Source organism: Streptomyces sp. NPDC001668 (assembly GCF_042893155.1).
In the GTDB taxonomy this organism is placed as follows: Bacteria; Actinomycetota; Actinomycetes; order Streptomycetales; family Streptomycetaceae; genus Streptomyces.
Window position 1 is genome coordinate 34,726 of record NZ_JBIAUQ010000027.1, and the last position, 17,286, is coordinate 52,011.

Below are 17,286 nucleotides of genomic sequence, written 5' to 3' on the forward strand. Positions count from 1 at the left end.
CAAGCGATTTCCTTGCACTTTAAAGTATCGGGTCGAAGTATAGGCGGCGCCCGCGATGCCTTGCCATCGCCGACGCCGCCCGGGTCCTGCCCCACTGCGGCACTACGGGACCGCTCTGCAGCCAAGAGCGGTCCCGGCCTGAATCAGGTGCTACGACGCCGCCTGGCCCCCGGCCGCCGCTCGCTCGGCCGCGTCACGGGATCCCCCGCCTCCACCGCGGCAGCACGCCGTCGCAGCCCGAAGTCGGCCAGCGCCTCGGCCAGCTTGTGCACGGACGGCTCGGGAGCCATCACATCCACCCGCAGCCCGTGCTCCTCGGCGGTCTTCGCCGTGGCGGGACCGATACACGCGATCACGGTCACGTTGTGCGGCTTCCCGGCGATACCCACCAGGTTCCGCACGGTGGAGGACGACGTGAAGAGCACGGCGTCGAACCCGCCCCCCTTGATCGCCTCCCGCGTCTCCGCCGGCGGCGGCGAGGCCCGCACGGTCCGGTAGGCGGTGACGTCGTCGACCTCCCACCCGAGCTCGATGAGCCCGGCGACCAGCGTCTCGGTGGCGATGTCGGCCCGCGGCAGGAACACCCGGTCGATCGGGTCGAAAACGGGGTCGTACGGCGGCCAGTCCTCAAGCAGCCCCGCGGCCGACTGCTCACCGCTCGGCACCAGGTCGGGCTTCACACCGAAGGCGACCAGCGCGTTCGCCGTCTGCTCCCCCACCGCGGCGACCTTGATCCCCGCGAAGGCACGCGCGTCGAGCCCGTACTCCTCGAACTTCTCACGCACCGCCTTGACCGCGTTGACGGAGGTGAAGGCGATCCACTCGTAGCGCCCGGTCACGAGCCCCTTGACCGCCCGCTCCATCTGCTGGGGCGTCCGCGGCGGCTCGACGGCGATCGTCGGCACCTCGTGCGGCACGGCCCCGTAGGACCTGAGCTGGTCGGAGAGCGAGGCCGCCTGCTCCTTCGTACGCGGCACGAGAACCTTCCAGCCGAACAGCGGCTTGTTCTCGAACCACGACAGCTGGTCGCGCTGTGCGGCGGCGGACCGCTCACCGACCACGGCTATCACCGGCCGCCCGCCCTCGGGCGAGGGCAGCACCTTGGCCTGCTTGAGCGTCTGGGCGATGGTGCCCAGGGTCGCCGTCCAGGTCCGCTGGCGCGTGGTCGTACCGGCGACGGTGACCGTCATCGGGGTGTCGGGCTTGCGCCCGGCCGCGACCAGCTCACCGGCGGCGGCGCCCACGGAGTCCAGGGTCGTCGACACGACCACGGTCCCGTCCGACACCCCCACCTCCGTCCAGCACCGGTCGGAGGCCGTGCGCGCGTCCACGAACCGCACATCGGCGCCCTGCGCGTCCCGCAGCGGGACACCGGCGTAGGCGGGCACGCCGACGGCCGCGGCCACACCGGGCACGACCTCGAAGGGCACGCCCGCGCGGGCGCAGGCCAGCATCTCCTCGGCGGCGTACGCGTCGAGCCCGGGGTCCCCGGACACCGCACGCACGACCCGCCTGCCGCCCCGCGCGGCCTCCATGACAAGATGTGCCGCATCCCGTACAGCGGGGACGGGAGCGGTTGTTGACGTGCCGTCAACGACTGTCAGTTGGGGCGCGCCCGTGCCCGGAAGCGGAGCCGAAGGCGACTCCGTGTCCGTGTTCACGACGGCGACGCCCGACCGAGCGTGGACGCGTACGACGTCGAGCACCTCGTGCCCGGCGACGAGAACGTCCGCGTTCGTGAGCGCCTCGACGGCGCGCAGAGTCAGCAGTCCCGGATCTCCGGGTCCGGCACCCAGGAAGGTGACGTGCCCGTGTTCAGGACCGGCGGGAAGAGTGGTGGGGCTCACTGTGCTCGCTCCCCCATCAGACCGGCCGCGCCCTGGGCGAGCATCTCGGCCGCGAGTTCACGGCCGAGCGCCATTGCCTGGTCGTACGTCTCGGGCACGGGACCGGTGGTGGACAACTGCACCATGCGCGAGCCGTCGGTGGTACCGACGACGCCCCGCAGGCGCATTTCCTTGACAATCTGCCCGTCGGCCAGCAGGTCGGCCAGCGCGCCCACAGGGGCGGAGCAGCCGGCCTCCAGGGCGGCGAGCAGTGACCGCTCGGCGGTCACGGCGACCCGTGTGAACGGGTCGTCGAGCTCGCCGAGCGCCGCGATCAGGTCCGCGTTGTCCGCGGTGCACTCGATCGCGAGTGCTCCCTGGCCGGGAGCGGGCAAAACCGTGTCGACCGACAGGAAGTCGGTCACTTCGTCGATACGGCCGATGCGCTGCATCCCTGCCGCAGCCAGCACCACCGCATCGAGCTCACCATCGCGCACGAACCGCACCCGGGTGTCGATGTTCCCCCGGATCGCAACCGTCTCGATATCAAGTCCGTGCGCGCGGGCGTACGCGTTCAGCTGCGCGGTCCGCCGGGGCGAACCGGTACCGATGCGGGCGCCCGGGGGCAGGTCGGTGAACTTCAGGGCGTCCCGGGCGACGATGACGTCCCGCGGATCCTCGCGCTCGGGGATCGCGGCCAGCGCCAGCTCGTCCGGCTGCCCGGTCGGCAGGTCCTTCAGCGAGTGCACCGCGAGGTCCACCTCGCCCTTGAGGAGGGCTTCGCGCAGCGCGGTCACGAACACACCCGTGCCGCCGATCTGCGCGAGCGCCTCCTTGGACACATCGCCGTACGTGGTGATCTCGACGAGCTCGACGGGCCGTCCGGTCACCTGGCTCACGGCGTCCGCCACCTGCCCGGACTGGGCCATGGCGAGTTTGCTCCGCCTGGTCCCGAGCCGTAGCGCCTTGGTACTCATGACGAGCCTCGGTCTTTCTCATCGGTGGTGCTGTCCTCGGCGCGGGAGACGGCGGCCACCGTCTCGGGGTCGAGGTCGAACAGGGTCCGCAGCGCGTCCGCGTACCCGGCACCGCCGGGTTCGGCCGCGAGCTGCTTGACCCGTACGGTCGGCGCGTGCAGCAGCTTGTCGACCACGCGCCGCACGGTCTGCGTGATCTCCCCGCGCTGCTTGTCGTCAAGGCCCGGCAGCCGCCCGTCGAGCCGCGCGATCTCGTTCGCGACGACATCGGCGGCCATGGTCCTGAGCGCGACGACGGTGGGCGTGATGTGCGCGGCCCGAAGCGCCGCCCCGAAGGCGGCGACCTCGTCGGCGACGATACGACGGACCTGGTCGACGTCGGCCGCCATCGGGGCGTTCGCCGAAGCCTCGGCGAGCGACTCGATGTCGACCAGCCGCACTCCGGCCAGCCGGTGCACGGCGGCGTCGATGTCCCGGGGCATGGCGAGGTCGAGCAGGAAGAGCGAGGGAGCGGGCCGCGGGATCTCGGCCACCGGCTCGGGCCTGCGCCGCTCGGGCACCCGCCCGATGGCAGCGGCGGTGGCGGCGAGAGCGGCGATCGTGTCGGCTTCCTGGGCGGGATCGACCACGCCGACGGCTGTCTGCGGCCGGGGTGCGTTGTCCACCCAGGCGGCATGCTGCTCGAGCTCGGAGGCAGCCATCCCGGCGACGGCGGCTTCGCCGAGCACGGAGAAACCGGGGGTGGCTTGTATGGGGGCCAGGTCGAGCGGACAGTTCTCTTCCGTCACGGAATCGGCGGGCTGTCGTGCCGCTTGGGCGGCTCCCGCCCCACGGAAGGGCGGCACCCCGTCAGCGCCGGGTTGCGTGTCCACCCCCCGCCCGGCAGCAACAGCCTCAGCAGTCAGAACAAGCCCCGTGGCCCCCGTACAAGACACCACGACATCGGCACGTGTCAGCTCGTCCGACACCGAGTCCATCGGTACCGCACGGGCAACCACGTCCGTGTCGTCCGCGTCGTTGAGGATCTCCACCAGCCGCGAGGCCCGCTCAGCGGTCCGGTTGGCGACCACGATCTCCGCCACCCCGACCCGCGCCAGCGTCGCCGCGGCCAGCGAGGACATCGACCCGGCCCCGATGACCAGCGCCTTCTTGCCGAGAGCCCAGTCCTGCACAGCCGTGCCGGAGGCCAGCTGCTCCAGCCCGAACGTCACCAGAGACTGCCCGGCCCGGTCGATCCCGGTCTCGGAGTGCGCCCGCTTGCCGACCCGAAGCGCCTGCTGGAAGAGGTCGTTCAGCAACCGCCCGGCCGTGTGCAGCTCCTGCGCCCGGGCGAGGGAGTCCTTTATCTGCCCGAGGATCTGCCCCTCCCCCACGACCATGGAGTCGAGCCCACAGGCCACGGAGAACAGATGGTGGACGGCCCGGTCCTCGTAATGCACGTACAGATAAGGAGTGAGCTCATCGAGCCCCACCCCGCTGTGCTGCGCGAGCAGCGTCGACAGTTCGGCCACGCCCGCGTGGAACTTGTCCACGTCGGCGTACAGCTCGATGCGGTTGCACGTGGCGAGCACCGCCGCCTCCGTGGCCGGCTCCGCCGCGACCGTGTCCTGGACCAGCTTCACCTGCGCATCGGCATGCAGCGTCGCCCGCTCCAGCACGCTGACCGGCGCGCTGCGGTGGCTCAGTCCGACGACGAGGAGACTCATGCCGGCATCACGGCGGGTACGTCCCCGTCGGGCCCCTTGTCGGCGGCGGCGGAGGCACCGCGGCCCGCGGCGGCCGGACCGGCTCCGTCGGAACCGGCGGCGGCCTCCTCACCGGCCTTGCGCTGCTCGTGGAAGGCGAGGATCTGCAACTCGATGGAGAGGTCGACCTTGCGCACGTCGACGCCGTCCGGCACGGACAGCACGGTCGGCGCGAAGTTCAGGATGGAGGTGACCCCGGCGGCCACGAGCCGGTCGCAGACCGGCTGGGCGGCACCGGCGGGGGTCGCGATGACACCGATGGACACGCCGTTGTCCTCGATGATCTTTTCCAGGTCGTCCGAGTGCTGCACCGGGATGCCCGCGACGGGCTTTCCGGCCATCGCCGGATCGGCGTCGATCAGCGCGGCGACCCGGAACCCACGGGACGCGAACCCGCCGTAGTTGGCGAGAGCGGCGCCGAGGTTACCGATACCGACGATCACAACCGGCCAGTCCTGGGTCAGGCCCAGCTCACGCGAGATCTGGTAGACGAGATACTCGACGTCGTAGCCGACACCGCGCGTTCCGTAAGAACCCAGGTAGGAAAAATCCTTGCGCAGCTTGGCGGAGTTGACCCCCGCCGCGGCCGCGAGCTCCTCGGAGGAGACCGTGGGTACCGAGCGCTCGGACAGTGCCGTCAGCGCGCGGAGGTACAACGGAAGGCGGGCGACGGTGGCCTCGGGAATCCCTCGGCTACGGGTCGCCGGTCGGTGAGTTCGGCCAGTTGCCACGGTGCTCCTGCGGGTAGAGCGGGGCTGTAGGCGGTCACACGTCCCCGGACCGCCCCGTCGAATGCAGGCTATGTCTTTGTGAACGCGTGCACAAAGATGGTGTCCGATTTGCCCGGCCAACGTGACCGGGGTCACGCGCGTCTCTCTCGGAGGCAAAACCGCACACTTCCCTCGTCAATCCTGCCCCCAAGACCACTTCGCCATCGATCCTAAGCGACCGGCCGCACCAGTTGGACTAGTCGGTCAGGGCCTTGCGGAGGCGTTCCCCGTCCACCCGCCAGAACGTGTGCTGCTCACCGTCGACGAGTACGACCGGGATCTGTTCCCAGTACTGCTCGTGGAGTTGAGGATCCTGGTCGATGTCCTTGTACTCCCAGGGAACCCCGAGATCTCCACATACCTTCTCGATCACCAGCTGTGCGTCATCACACAGATGGCAACCCGGCTTGCGGATCAGGGTGACGAGCCGGTCCTCGGGGGCCCTGGCCTGCTTTCGGCGGAAGATGGGACTCATGCCGGCCATTCTCCCGCGTGTTTAACGGCGGAGTCGCGGAGAGTTCACACCTTCCAAACCTCTCGACTCCGGAACCACCGAGCAGACTGGCTATGCTCACGCCATGGCCGCTCTCGGATGGCTCACTCCCCGTAGGCGCTCCGCCACGGCGCGGAGCGTGTTGGCAGGCGAGGCCTCGGCGGAGGCAGCGCGCAAGTCGGTGCCCGAAGAGGAACCCGCGTTCCCGGTCCTGGGCGACGACAAGGCCGCCGCCTTCTTCGACCTGGACAACACCGTGATGCAGGGCGCGTCCCTGTTCCACTTCGGCCGCGGCCTGTACAAGCGGAAGTTCTTCGAGACCCGCGACCTGGCCCGCTTCGCCTGGCAGCAGGCCTGGTTCCGGCTGGCCGGCTCCGAGGACCCCGAACACATGCAGGAGGCCCGCGACTCGGCGCTCTCCATCGTCAAGGGCCATCGCGTCGCCGAACTCCAGTCGATCGGCGAGGAGATCTACGACGAGTACATGGCCGAGCGCATCTGGCCGGGCACCCGCGCGCTGGCGCAGGCGCACCTCGACGCGGGCCAGAAGGTGTGGCTGGTCACCGCCGCCCCGGTGGAGATCGCCCAGGTGATCGCCCGCCGCCTCGGCCTCACCGGCGCCCTCGGCACGGTGGCGGAGTCCATCGACGGCGTCTACACGGGCAAGCTGGTCGGCGAGCCCCTGCACGGCCCCGCGAAGGCGGAGGCGGTCCGGGCCCTGGCGGCGGCGGAGGGGCTCGATCTCTCGCGCTGCGCGGCGTACAGCGACAGCCACAACGACATCCCGATGCTGTCCCTGGTGGGCCACCCCTACGCCATCAACCCGGACACCAAGCTCCGCAAGCACGCTCGTCAACTGGACTGGCGACTGCGCGACTACCGCACCGGCCGCAAGGCGGCGAAGGTCGGCATCCCGGCCGCGGCGGGCGTGGGAGCGGTGGCGGGCGGTACCGCCGCGGCGATCGCCCTGCACAAGCGCCGCCGGTAACCGGGCAAACACACCAATCCCCGGGTTTTGTACGCGTAACTCCGTGTGCAGGCACATTGGCTGCACACGGCCACAACACGCCCCGTTCCCTGGCAGAACGTGACCGTTTTCGATCAACAACTGGTCACTCTGCGGTACTTGAACTGCTCCCAATCGGTTACAGAAGCGACGTAATCGATGAATAGAGCAACTGGGTGTAGCAGCGCCTGCACTAAGCGTTATTCTCCTCAGACGCAATCCGGTACCCCTTCCGTCGCTACGACGGGTGAACGGTCCCGCACTGCACGTGATGGAAGCTCTGCCTCTGGGAGTCCCGTGTACCCACACGTCGGGGTTGACGCCTCGGGCCTGGCTACGCTGCGCGCAACGGTCCAGGACCTGCTGCGCGGCTTCGTCCCCACCGCGTACGCCGTCCCCGCCCTCGCCGTAGCCGCGGCACCGATCGGCCCGTGCTACGCACTGGCCGACGGTTCCGCGGCCGTCGGCAGACGAGGGCGTTCGACCGGTGCCGCACCGGCCCGCCGTCCCGCCGCGGACAGCGACAGCGCCCGCATGATGGACCTGGTCGAACGCGCCCAGGCCGGCGAGGCCGACGCCTTCGGCCGCCTGTACGACCAGTACAGCGACACGGTGTACCGGTACATCTATTACCGGGTAGGAGGTAAGGCCACCGCCGAGGACCTGACGAGCGAGACGTTCCTGCGTGCGCTCAGAAGGATCGGCACGTTCACCTGGCAGGGCCGCGACTTCGGCGCCTGGCTCGTCACGATCGCGCGCAACCTCGTCGCCGACCACTTCAAGTCGAGCCGGTTCCGGCTCGAGGTCACCACCGGCGAGATGCTCGACGCCAACGAGGTCGAGCGCTCCCCGGAGGACTCCGTCCTGGAGTCCCTCTCCAACGCCGCGCTGCTGGACGCCGTCCGCCGGCTCAATCCACAGCAGCAGGAGTGTGTGACCCTCCGTTTCCTCCAGGGCCTCTCGGTCGCCGAGACCGCCCGGGTGATGGGCAAGAACGAGGGCGCCATCAAAACCCTCCAGTACCGGGCCGTCCGCACCCTGGCCCGGCTCCTCCCGGACGACGCCCGCTGAGAGCGCACGCCCGGTAACCATCAACTCGCTCTCGGTGAAAGTCCGTTGACTCCCCGATCCGATCATCCTCAGTCCGTAACCCAAGTGCCACGCCGCTCGTTGTGCGGGATGCAGGCTCCCTGTGGTCACACCCTGGCCGACTCCGATCACTCGATCGGGTGCTTGCGTTCAGGGTGTGCAACCCTCAGGACCCCCTGGGGAGTCGACCGTCATGACGAGAGGAGGTGCCGCCAGTGATCGCGAACGTATCGGCGCACCGGCGGGCGAACGCCTTCGCCCAGGCTCTGGAGGAGCAGTCCGACCGGGAACCGGCGGCCGAGCAGTCCGAAGGACCAGCTCCGGCCGCCGCGGAACACCCCGATCCGGGCCGTCTTTTGGCCCTCGCGGAGTGTCTCGGCGAGCTGCCCAGGCCTGAGCTGGACCCCGAGGTCAAGGTCGTCCAGCGAGCCCAGCTGGTGGCCGCGATGGAGGCCATGCTGCTGGAGGGCGACGGGCGGGAACCCGCGGTCCCCGAGCAGCGCTCCCATCGGGCGGGAGGCACCCACCGGGCGAGCCCGCTCGGGAAACTGCGCCCGCGCTCCCGGCTCACCAAGGGCCTGGCCGCGGGCGGCCTGAGCGTCTCGGTCGCCGCCGGAGCCTTCGGCGGAGTCGCCGCGGCCAGCTCGGACGCTCTGCCCGGGGACTCGCTGTACGGCCTCAAGCGCGGCATCGAGGACTTCAAGCTCAACCACCTGTCCGACGGGGACGACGAGCGCGGTGTCGCCTACCTCGACCAGGCCTCCACCCGGCTGAGCGAGGCCCGTCGCCTGATGGAGCGCGGCCGGGGCGGTCACCTCGACCACGAGTCCCTGGGCGAGATCCGCCGCACCCTGTCCGGTATGCAGCACGACGCGGCCGAGGGCCACCGCCTGCTGCACGCGGCCTACGAGCGCGACCCGGACTCCCTGGGCCCCATCCAGGCCCTCGCCGGCTTCTCCCGCTCGCACCGCGAGGCCTGGGGCGCGCTCCGCGACCGGCTCCCCATGCAGCTCGGCGACGTCAGCGAGCAGGTGTCCGAGGTCTTCGACGCCATAGACGAAGAGGTCGCCCCGCTCCAGTCCCTGCTCCCCGAGCCCCCGGCTCAGAGCGGCGACAAGGGCGGCGGCAGGCGGCAGGGCGGCTCCGGCCAGGCGTCCTCGGACACCTCGACCGGCTCCGGCCGCTCGACGGCCCCGGGCACCGGCGGCTCCTCCGAGCACAGCGGCGGCGGCAACCCCAGCAAGTCGGCCCCGTCCGGCAGCACGGACGACGGCCTGATCGGCGGCAGCACCGGCGGCCTCCTGGACCCCCCGAAGGACACCGGCAGCACCACCTCGACCTCCCCGTCCCCGTCAGCCGACCCGGACGTCACGGTCCCGCCCCTCCTCCCGGGCCTCCTCCCCGGCCTGGGCATCAACGGCGAGGACGCGAACTAGCCCTCCCAGTACGTCGTTGGGGGCGCCCTTCCTGAGAAGGGCGCCCCCAACGACGTACAACGAACAAGATCAGAAGAACACCGACCTCCGCTGCACCAAGAGCTTGTACAGCGTGTGCTGGATCTGTTCCCTCACCTGGTCGGTCAGGTTGAACATCAGCATCGGGTCCTCGGCCGCCTCCGGCGGATAGCCGTCCGTCGGGATCGGCTCGCCGAACTGGATCGTCCACTTGGTCGGCAGCGGGACCGCGCCCAGCGGGCCGAGCCACGGAAAGGTCGGCGTCAGCGGGAAGTACGGGAAGCCGAGCAGCCGCGCGAGGGTCTTCGCGTTGCCGATCATCGGGTAGATCTCCTCCGCGCCCACGATCGAGCACGGGATGATCGGGGTGCGCTGGCGCAGGGCCGTGGAGACGAACCCGCCCCGGCCGAAGCGCTGCAGCTTGTAGCGCTCGCTGAACGGCTTGCCGATGCCCTTGAAGCCCTCCGGCATCACCCCGACCAGTTCACCGCGCCCCAGCAGCCGTTCGGCGTCCTCGGCGCAGGCGAGGGTGTGACCGGCCTTGCGGGCGAGTTCGTTGACCACCGGCAGCATGAACACCAGGTCCGCCGCGAGCAGCCGTAGATGCCGGTTCGCGGGGTGGTGGTCGTGGACGGCGACCTGCATCATCAGGCCGTCCAGCGGCAGCGTCCCGGAGTGGTTGGCGACGATCAGCGCGCCGCCCTCCGCCGGGATGTTCTCGACGCCCTTCACCTCGACCCGGAAGTACTTCTCGTACACCGGCCGCAGCAGCGACATCAGGACCTGGTCGGTGAGTTCCTCGTCGTAGCCGAAGTCGTCGACCTCGTAGTCCCCGGTGAGCCGGCGGCGCAGGAAACTGAGGCCCCCGGCGATCCGCCGCTCCAGGCCGCCCTCGTCATGCGCCTGCTGCGGCGGCTGTTCCTCACGCGTCACAGGAACATCATCCTGCGCGGAAGGCCCGCTGGGCAGGGGCTGGACCTCACGGACCAGCGCGGGCTCGGTGCCCTTGCGCCGGCTCCCCGCGCTCCGGCGCCGCGCCGGCCGCTGTACGGCGCCTGCACGGGACCGGTCGTCGTCGAACGGAATGACCTTGGCGTCCGCCATCGTTGATGCGCTCCTCAGTTGGCGCTCTGCGTCGGGGGGTGGCCGCCACCCGCGAGGGGCAGCGCGGCGATCCGGTCGACGGCCCCCGCGAGGGCCTCCGGCGGCAGCAGCCCGGGGCCCTGGCTGCGCGCGAAGTCCGCGAAGGTCTCGGCCGTCGTGTACTTCGGCCGGAATCCGAGCGTTTCACGCATCTGGACCGTCGACACGACCCGGCCGTGGGTGAGCAGCCGGATCTGCTCGGGCGAGAAGTCCGTCATTCCCAGCGTACGCACCAGCGAGCCGGCCCAGGTGACGGCCGGCAGCAGCAGGGGCACGGTGGGCCGCCCGAGCCGCCGGGAACACTGCGAGAGCAGCAGGACGCCGTCGCCCGCGATGTTGAAGGTGCCGCTGTTGAGCGTGCCCCGCTCCGGTTCGTGGGAGGCGATCCTGAGCACCTCGATCACGTCGTCCTCGTGCACGAACTGCAACCGGGGGTCGTACCCGAACACGGTCGGCAGCACCGGCAGCGCGAAGTACGAGGCGAGCGGGGTGTCGGCCGTCGGCCCCAGGATGTTGGCGAACCTGAGCACACACACGGCCACGTCGGGGCGCCGCCGTGCGAAGCCCCGCACATACCCCTCGACCTCCACGGTGTCCTTGGCGAAGCCGCCGGACGGCAGGGACTTGGGCGGGGTGGTCTCCGTGAACACGGCCGGATCGCGGGGCGCGGACCCGTACACGTTCGTACTGGACTTCACCACGAGCCGCCGCACGTTCGGCGACTTCTGACAGGCCCCCAGCAGCTGCATGGTGCCGATGACGTTGGTCTCCTTGACCGTGGTCCGGCTCCCGCTGCCCAGCGCCATCGCCGTCACGTCCAGGTGTACGACGGTGTCGGCGGCCGTCTCGGCCAGCACCCGCGCGATGCCGGGCTGTCTGATGTCGGCCTGGATGAAGTCGGCACCGCCCAGATGATGCTCCGGCGACACCGCGTCCACGGCGATCACCCGGTCCACCTGCGGGTCACGCTGTATGCGTCGTACGAACCGGCCCCCCAGCTGTCGGGCCACCCCGGTCACGAGCACGACCTTTCCCAAGATCAGCGCCTTCCTTCCAGCCGTAGTCCCGCTCTGGTACAGCCCCAGTCCTGTGCCGCGTTCCCCGTGTTCCGCCAACTTAGCGGGTCGATGTTGCGCTGTGATGACCGCCCACTGCATGAGGTGACGACATCCAGCCCACCGGCCCGCCCGGTACACGCGTGTGGCCCCCCACCGGCATTGGGTGGGGGGCCACAAACACGCTTCCGCGGCGTCGCTTACTTCTTGTTGCGACGCTGAACGCGCGTGCGCTTGAGCAGCTTGCGGTGCTTCTTCTTAGCCATCCGCTTGCGCCGCTTCTTGATAACAGAGCCCACGACTACCCTCGCTCACTTCTCATCACTCGGTGCTGGGCATCATGGGCCCACACGACCTACGAGGGGTTAGCCTACCCGCCCGAGCGCTGAGGTCGTAATCGAGGTGAACCGGGGAGATCCGGCAGGGGTCCACGAGTGCCCTGAGGCCCCCTTGGAACCTCCCCGAGTCCGCTCGCCGTCAGGCCGTCTCCACCCCCACATAGCTCTCGCGGAGGTACTCGTGAACCGCGTTCTCGGGGACACGGAAGGACCGTCCCACCCTGATCGCGGGCAGATGACCACTGTGCACCAGCCGGTACACGGTCATCTTCGACACTCGCATCACCGAGGCGACTTCCGCCACGGTAAGGAACTGAACCTCGCTCAGAGGCCTCTGTTCAGCAGCCATGACACACCTGAACCTTCCGCACTCGACGGCCACCGGCTTCCCCTTCCGGTGACTCTTCGTCGCTGCGTGCTCACTCCCCAATGTAGGGGCGGGTGATGCAAGTGGGGAAGAGGTGCACCCATCGGCGGCCTACTGTGACAGACACGCTCGATTGAGTACGTAGCGGGTCAGCGGCAGGTAGTAATCAGACCGCACAGCGTCATCAAGTGGAACGACGACGGACACGGCCCCCTCGGCCTCCCCCACAAAGAGCGCGGGGTCATCCGTATCCGCCAGCCCAATGGCCTCAAACCCCAGCTGACCTGCTCCGCAGACCCATCCGTGATCCCCGATCACGAGCTCGGGAAGCGGCCCGCCACTCTCCGTCGCGGCCGCCAGGGCGATACGAACCGGGAGCGGCGAGTGCGTGTGTGCGCCGGGCTCACAACCGGAGCTCTCCGCGTCCGGCGCCCGCACGAGCGCGACTCCTCGTACGTAGTCAAGGTTGTACGTGCGTAGACCGAACCGGGTCGTTATGTCGACACGGCGACCATGCGCAGGGGTGAGGACGGTACATCCCGCCGCCGAGAGGGCGTCCGCGACGGCGGCGTAGAACCCGAGCAGCCGGTGCGGATGGCCGGTACCGAGAAGCACGGGCCCGCTGCGCTGGGCAACTGCCGCGAGGCGCTCGGCGAAGGCGTCGAGCGCGACGAGCGTCCGTTCAGGATCGATCACATCACGGCCACTTGTGTGCCTCGGATCGCCGGAAACCCCGCACTTGTCGGCCATGAGCCCGATCAAATCCCGCTCATTCCAGGACCATTCAGGATCAATTCCGATCAGCACCCTGGGATCGCGCGCCGCGAACAACCGATAACTCCGCAGACTCTCCTCACGGGAGGTGGCCACGGGCCCGGCGAGACGAGCGGCCAGCAGATGGGCGCGGAGGGCACCGGTGCTCAACACGGGAGTGATGGTGGCGGATGGAGGGGTGAGGAGGGGACGGGAACCGAGGAACGCCGCTCAGTCGGAGTAACTCAGGGGCGCGGGGCCCTGTCGATATGCGGCTCCGCCGCGTGGGCGCGACCAGCCCCACCGCACCCGCGGCCGCCACACAACCGCACCCGGCACCCCACAACGCGCTACGCCAACAACCCCCGCAACGGAAACACCGCCCGCCGAGTAGCCAGCACAGCCTGATCCAGCCGATCCGCAGGGTCGTACCCCGCATCCCACGACGCGTAGGACACCGGCCACCGCCCATCCGTCATCCGCGCCGGCGCCAACTGCCGCGTCCGGGCGAACACCTCCTGCCTCCACCCCTCAGGAATCACGGCCTCCGGCTCGATCTCCCGCCCCGCGGCGATCCCCACCAGATGCGTCCAGGACCGCGGCACGACCTCCACCACGGCGTACCCCCCGCCCCCGAGCGCGATCCACTTCCCCCCGGCGTACTCGTGCGCCAGTTCATGGCAGGCGACCTGCACAGCCCGCTGGGCGTCCAGCGACACCGCGAGGTGAGCCAGCGGATCCTCGAAGTGTGTGTCCGCCCCGTGCTGCGTCACCAGCACATCCGGCCGGAAGTCGGCGATGAGCTCCGGCACCACCGCGTGGAACGCCCGCAGCCACCCCGCGTCCCCCGTCCCCGCCGGCAACGCCACGTTCACCGCGCTGCCCTCGGCCGAGTCCGCCCCGGTCTCCTCCGGCCACCCGGTCTGCGGGAAGAGCGTCCGGGGATGCTCGTGCAGGGAGATCGTCAGCACCCGGGGGTCCTCCCAGAACGCCGCCTGCACCCCGTCCCCGTGATGCACGTCCACGTCCACATAGGCGACCCGCTGCGCCCCCAGCTCCAGCAGCCGGGCGATCGCCAGCGCGGCGTCGTTGTAGATGCAGAACCCCGACGCCCCACCCGGCATCGCATGGTGCAGCCCGCCCGCGAAGTTCACCGCGTGCAGCGCGTCCCCCCGCCACACGGCCTCCGCGGCCCCCACCGACTGCCCGGCGATCAGCGCGGACACCTCGTGCATCCGCGCGAAGGCCGGATCGTCCATCGTCCCGAGCCCGTACGACTGGTCGGCCGCCTCCGGGTCCACGGAAGCCGCCTTCACGGCCTCGACGTAGTCCTCCCGGTGTACGAGCCGCAGCGTCGACTCGCCCGCCGCCTTCGCGGCCACGACCTCCACGTCCCGGTCCAGCCCGAAGGCGTCCACCAGGCGCCGGGTCAGGTCGAGCCGGACCGGGTCCATCGGATGGTCCGGGCCGAAGTCATAGCCCGTTACTGCCTCGTCCCACATCAGCTGTGCGCGGCCGCTCATGCCCGCCACCGTATCGGTCCGGTTGAGCGGCGAACGACTTGGCGTACACCAGCGTCACCAGCACCAACACCATCGGCACCAGCATGGCCCCGCGATAGCTCCACGCGTCCCCCAAGGCCCCCACCAACGGCGAACCGACCAGAAACCCCACATAGTTGAAGACATTGAGCCGCGCGACCGCCGCATCCGAGGCCCCCGGGAACAACCGCCCGGCCGCCGCGAAGGTCTGCGGCACCAGCACGCACAGCCCCAGCCCCAGCAGCGTGAACCCGAGCATCCCCACCCACGGCCCGGGCGCCACGGCCACCACCGCGAACCCCCCGGCCGCCACCAGCGCCCCGGCCCGTACGACCGTCGCCGCCCCGAACCGCCGTACCCCGAAGTCCCCGATGGCCCGCCCCAGCAGGGTCGTCACCATGTAGACGTTGTACGGCACGGTCGCCAGCTGCTCGCTGCTCCCGAGCACGTCCTGGAGGTACTTCGCACTCCAGTTGGAGACGGTGGAGTCCCCGATATAGGCGAAGGTCATCACCAGGCACAGCGGCAGCAGCAACTTGAAGACGATCCCGTCCCCACCCCCCGCCGCCTTCTCCTCCACCGCGGCGCCGTCCCCGTCGACGTACCACCGGCTCCCCACCAGGCACAGCGGCGCCAGCACCACCACGACGGGCAGGTAGGACACGAACAGCGCGAGATGCCAGTGCGCCCCCACCCAGGCGAGCGAGGCCCCCACGATCCCGCCGAGACTGAACACCGCGTGGAAGCTCAGCATGATGCTGCGCCCGTACGACCGCTGCAGGCTCACTCCGAGCATGTTCATGGACGCGTCGAGCATGCCGACGGCGAGCCCGAACGCGGCGAGCGAGACCCCCAGTTCGACCGTCGTGTCCCCGGCCCCCACCCCGAGCAGCGCCAGGAGCACGACGGGCTGGGCGAACCGCAGCAGCCGGCTGGGCCGTATTCGCTTCACCAGGTGCTCGGTCGAGACGCTTCCGACCCCGGCGAGGATCGGCACGGCGGCCAGGAACGCCGGCAGCAGCGCGTCGGAGACGCCGTACCGGTCCTGGATGGCGGGGATCCGCGTCACCAGCAGAGCAAAGGCAACACCTTGCGCGAAGAAGCTGAACGCCAGCGAGGCCCTACCGCGCCGCAGCACATCTGTCATGGCGGCGAGCGTAGGGCCCCGGCGTACTCGTGGGTAGATCCAGCCAAAGATGAATTTCCCTCAGCTTTATCGGGCGAGGGCGACCTCGGGCCTCGCGGGAGCGCACACCCGGGTCTCGGCGATCAGCATCCGGGCCATGGGTCCGGCCCCGATCGCCCCGCTGACCAGGAACGCCACCGCCATCGACACGACCATGACCACGGACCCGAGCCACACCATCGTGTCCACCGGCAGCGTGTACGCCCCCACGACCCGCAGCACGCACTCCGCCAGCAGTACGACACCCCACACCACGGAGAACCGCCGCTCGGCCCGCCGGAAGTCCGCGGACCCCTCCAGGAGCCGCGTCCAGGCGGCCTCCCGCTCCGCGACGCCCTTCACCAGCCAGGGCTTCATCCCCGCGGTCATCATCGGCCTCCCCAGCGCCACAGAGACGAGGATGCCGATCCCGACCACGCTGCTGACCCCGCTGTCCTTGGCGAGCATGAGCCGCGGGTCACCGGCGACGAAGCTGAGCAGCAGCCCCGCGACGTTCACCACGAGGATGAGGGCGGCGAGGCCGTTGACCGTCCGCTCCTTCACCACGCTCCAGCCGGTCCGCACCGCGGGCACGACACTGCTGAGGCCCAGCGCCATCAGCGTGCTCATCCCGAGCCCGTCCTTGAGCAGGTAGTACGCCCCGATCGGCACCGCCACGTCCACGATCAGAGGAACCAGGTTCGCGCGCTTCGAGTTCGTCTTCGTCGTCATGCCCTCAGCTTCTCGTCCGGCGAGGGGGTGCCAGTAGAAACGATCGTCCGGACCTCGGCATGACAAATGTCAGACGAGCAGGTCCACCAACTCGCCCATGCCGGAGAAGAGTTGAGTGGCACCCGCGAGCTTGTCCGGAGGCGTCATGGCGGTGAACCCGTACACGTCCATCCCCGCCGCGTTGGCCGCCCGCACCCCCAGCGGACTGTCCTCGACCACCACACACCGCCGGGGCTCGACCCCCATCCGCGCGGCGGCATGGAGGAACAGATCCGGCGCCGGCTTCCCCCGCCCCACATCCTCCGAGCTGAAGATCCGCGCGTCGTCGAACCACCGGTCCAGCCCGGCCGCCCGATGCCCCACCCGGATCCGCGCATGACTCCCGGAGGAGGCGACACAGTACGGCACCCCGTCGGCGGTCAGCTTCTCCAGTACGCCGGTGACGCCGGCCACGGCCTTCAACTCCCGCTCGAACGCGGCGAAGACCCTCGCATGGAAGACGTCGTCGAAGTCCGCCGGCAACCGCTGCCCGGTCCGCTCCAGGACGAGGTCATGGATCCGGTGCATGGCGGACCCCATGTAGTCCCGGACGGAGTCCTCATAGGAGGTCGGGTGCCCGAGCTCCGTCAGATAGGCGGCCAGGTGCCGGTTGGAGATCGGCTCACTGTCGACGAGGACACCGTCGTTGTCGAAGATGACGAGGTCATAGCGCATGTCATTGACCCTAAACGACCCTGAACGCAGAAAACCCCCGTGCCGAATGGCACGGGGGTTTTCCCAAAAATTGTTCGGCGGTGTCCTACTCTCCCACAGGGTCCCCCCTGCAGTACCA

Annotated in this window: 17 protein-coding genes; 3 read left to right on the forward strand and 14 right to left on the reverse strand. The window is 69.9% G+C overall.

Annotated features, from left to right (window positions below):
• Window positions 1–143: 143 nt before the first annotated feature.
• From ACFYZ8_RS44410 to ACFYZ8_RS44430, 5 genes are all read right to left on the reverse strand, one after another.
• On the reverse strand, window positions 144–1,847 hold the full coding sequence (locus ACFYZ8_RS44410) for a bifunctional uroporphyrinogen-III C-methyltransferase/uroporphyrinogen-III synthase (protein WP_359039406.1): 1,704 nt from the start codon (window positions 1,845–1,847) through the stop codon (window positions 144–146).
• Complete coding sequence (hemC, locus tag ACFYZ8_RS44415; protein WP_359039408.1) at window positions 1,844–2,803, reverse strand: hydroxymethylbilane synthase; 960 nt, start codon at window positions 2,801–2,803, stop codon at window positions 1,844–1,846. The genes ACFYZ8_RS44410 and hemC overlap by 4 nt, the downstream gene beginning before the upstream one ends.
• Window positions 2,800–4,509, reverse strand: a complete 1,710-nt coding sequence (locus tag ACFYZ8_RS44420) for a glutamyl-tRNA reductase (protein WP_388542367.1) — start codon at window positions 4,507–4,509, stop codon at window positions 2,800–2,802. The genes hemC and ACFYZ8_RS44420 overlap by 4 nt, the downstream gene beginning before the upstream one ends.
• Window positions 4,506–5,279 carry a redox-sensing transcriptional repressor Rex gene (locus ACFYZ8_RS44425; protein ID WP_359039413.1) on the reverse strand — a complete coding sequence of 258 codons (774 nt, stop codon included), beginning with the start codon at window positions 5,277–5,279 and terminating at the stop codon, window positions 4,506–4,508. The genes ACFYZ8_RS44420 and ACFYZ8_RS44425 overlap by 4 nt, the downstream gene beginning before the upstream one ends.
• A gap of 235 nt (window positions 5,280–5,514) precedes the next feature.
• Complete coding sequence (locus ACFYZ8_RS44430) at window positions 5,515–5,802, reverse strand: glutaredoxin family protein (protein ID WP_388542365.1); 288 nt, start codon at window positions 5,800–5,802, stop codon at window positions 5,515–5,517.
• A gap of 94 nt (window positions 5,803–5,896) precedes the next feature.
• On the opposite strand from ACFYZ8_RS44430, the gene ACFYZ8_RS44435 reads away from it, so the two are divergent.
• The 3 genes from ACFYZ8_RS44435 (at window position 5,897) to ACFYZ8_RS44445 (ending at window position 9,342) form a co-directional block, all read left to right on the forward strand.
• Window positions 5,897–6,799, forward strand: coding sequence for an HAD family hydrolase (locus ACFYZ8_RS44435; RefSeq protein WP_388542363.1), 903 nt, complete (start codon window positions 5,897–5,899; stop codon window positions 6,797–6,799).
• A gap of 315 nt (window positions 6,800–7,114) precedes the next feature.
• Window positions 7,115–7,888: an ECF subfamily RNA polymerase sigma factor, BldN family gene (locus ACFYZ8_RS44440; protein WP_356096583.1), complete on the forward strand. Its 774-nt coding sequence runs from the start codon at window positions 7,115–7,117 to the stop codon at window positions 7,886–7,888.
• A 233-nt stretch (window positions 7,889–8,121) separates the two neighbouring features.
• Complete coding sequence (locus ACFYZ8_RS44445) at window positions 8,122–9,342, forward strand: DUF5667 domain-containing protein (protein ID WP_388542361.1); 1,221 nt, start codon at window positions 8,122–8,124, stop codon at window positions 9,340–9,342.
• 69 nt (window positions 9,343–9,411) lie between these two features.
• Here the strand turns inward: ACFYZ8_RS44445 and ACFYZ8_RS44450 are convergent, their stop codons facing one another.
• From ACFYZ8_RS44450 to ACFYZ8_RS44490, 9 genes are all read right to left on the reverse strand, one after another.
• Window positions 9,412–10,464 (reverse strand): lysophospholipid acyltransferase family protein, encoded by a 1,053-nt coding sequence (locus ACFYZ8_RS44450; protein ID WP_388542359.1) that lies wholly within the window; start codon window positions 10,462–10,464, stop codon window positions 9,412–9,414.
• Window positions 10,465–10,478: 14 nt separating this feature from the next.
• Window positions 10,479–11,540 (reverse strand): NAD-dependent epimerase/dehydratase family protein, encoded by a 1,062-nt coding sequence (locus tag ACFYZ8_RS44455; RefSeq protein WP_359039424.1) that lies wholly within the window; start codon window positions 11,538–11,540, stop codon window positions 10,479–10,481.
• A 218-nt stretch (window positions 11,541–11,758) separates the two neighbouring features.
• Window positions 11,759–11,857: a 30S ribosomal protein bS22 gene (locus tag ACFYZ8_RS44460; protein WP_003948845.1), complete on the reverse strand. Its 99-nt coding sequence runs from the start codon at window positions 11,855–11,857 to the stop codon at window positions 11,759–11,761.
• Window positions 11,858–12,035: 178 nt separating this feature from the next.
• A complete protein-coding gene (locus ACFYZ8_RS44465) occupies window positions 12,036–12,245 on the reverse strand; it encodes a helix-turn-helix domain-containing protein (protein WP_016437488.1) in 210 nt (69 codons plus the stop codon).
• Window positions 12,246–12,374: 129 nt separating this feature from the next.
• Entirely contained in the window at window positions 12,375–13,190 is an 816-nt protein-coding gene (locus ACFYZ8_RS44470; protein WP_359039426.1) for a phosphatase, read from the reverse strand.
• 176 nt (window positions 13,191–13,366) lie between these two features.
• Window positions 13,367–14,539 carry an acetoin utilization protein AcuC gene (locus ACFYZ8_RS44475; RefSeq protein ID WP_359039428.1) on the reverse strand — a complete coding sequence of 391 codons (1,173 nt, stop codon included), beginning with the start codon at window positions 14,537–14,539 and terminating at the stop codon, window positions 13,367–13,369.
• Window positions 14,490–15,704: an MFS transporter gene (locus ACFYZ8_RS44480; RefSeq protein WP_388542356.1), complete on the reverse strand. Its 1,215-nt coding sequence runs from the start codon at window positions 15,702–15,704 to the stop codon at window positions 14,490–14,492. The genes ACFYZ8_RS44475 and ACFYZ8_RS44480 overlap by 50 nt, the downstream gene beginning before the upstream one ends.
• A 66-nt stretch (window positions 15,705–15,770) precedes the next feature.
• The gene (locus ACFYZ8_RS44485) at window positions 15,771–16,454 is read right to left on the reverse strand and encodes a VC0807 family protein (protein ID WP_388542354.1); all 684 of its coding nucleotides are present in this window, start codon (window positions 16,452–16,454) and stop codon (window positions 15,771–15,773) included.
• Window positions 16,455–16,523: 69 nt separating this feature from the next.
• A complete protein-coding gene (locus tag ACFYZ8_RS44490; protein ID WP_388542352.1) occupies window positions 16,524–17,168 on the reverse strand; it encodes an HAD family hydrolase in 645 nt (214 codons plus the stop codon).
• Between the last annotated feature and the right edge of the window lie 118 nt (window positions 17,169–17,286).